Consider the following 879-nt stretch of genomic DNA (forward strand, 5'->3'; position numbering starts at 1 on the left):
TTTAGCGGTCGGAGTCGGGTAGTTTACTAGTCTTTGACCCATAGCACTGACCCTTGCCCCTGGCTACAATGGGGGGACATGCTTAATAAAACTTCAGAACCCAAGGGTGGCTATGGTTGTCAGCTTGGAACGGGATCCCTGCGTGGTGCCTTCTGCTGGGGAGTTGCGGCAGGTGCTACAGGGGGTTGGCCCTCGTTCTTGTCCCTTGCAGTACAACTTTCACCTACACACTCGTTGTTCGGATGGGCAGATGGATCCCGTGGATCTGGCGGAGCAGGCGCGCCGGCACGGCCTCAAGGGCCTAGCCATCACCGATCACCACACCCTGAAGGGCTACGAGCGAGCCCGCGCCCACCTGGATCGTCCCGACGACCCCATCCTGTGGCCGGGGATCGAGATCACAGCCAACCTGTTGGGCTGTGAAGTGCATATTCTGGGCTACGGCTTCGATCCCACCGATAGCGTCCTGGATCCCTTTGCCCAAGGGGAGCAGGTTCCCGGCTTGCCCGCCGCCGACGCGATCCAGGCCATTCAAGCGGCAGGAGGCTTGGCGGTGTTGGCCCATCCCTTTCGCTATTGCCTGCCTGCAGAGGAAATTGTCCCAGCAGCAGCGGAGTTGGGAATAGATGGCCTTGAGGTCTACTACGCCTACAAAAACCCGGAGATTTGGATCCCTAGCCCAGAAGTGACGGAGAAAGCGGAAGAGTTGGCCGAGGCCTACGGACTTTTGAAAACCTGCGGCACCGACTCTCACGGCCCCAGTATCCTGAGGCGGATTTGAGCCAGGCTACCCAGAACAAGCTGCTACGGGCGTGGATAGAGCAACTGTCCAAGCCGACGCAACTGCTCTGCAGTGCCCATGCACAACAGCAGATCCCC

1 protein-coding gene is annotated in these 879 nt (G+C 59.5%); it reads left to right on the forward strand.

From position 1 onward, the window contains the following. Positions 1-112 precede the first annotated feature (112 nt). Positions 113-781: a PHP domain-containing protein gene (locus tag NW815_RS13855; protein ID WP_414390406.1), complete on the forward strand. Its 669-nt coding sequence runs from the start codon at positions 113-115 to the stop codon at positions 779-781. Positions 782-879 lie beyond the last annotated feature (98 nt).

This window comes from Synechococcus sp. R6-7 (assembly GCF_047461695.1).
Taxonomy (GTDB): domain Bacteria; phylum Cyanobacteriota; class Cyanobacteriia; order Thermostichales; family Thermostichaceae; genus Thermostichus.

What these genes read in the sequence shown, in the direction of transcription:
- NW815_RS13855 (WP_414390406.1), top strand. Translation starts at nt 113, where the DNA reads ATGGTTGTCAGCTTGGAACGGGATCCCTGCGTGGTGCCTTCTGCTGGG.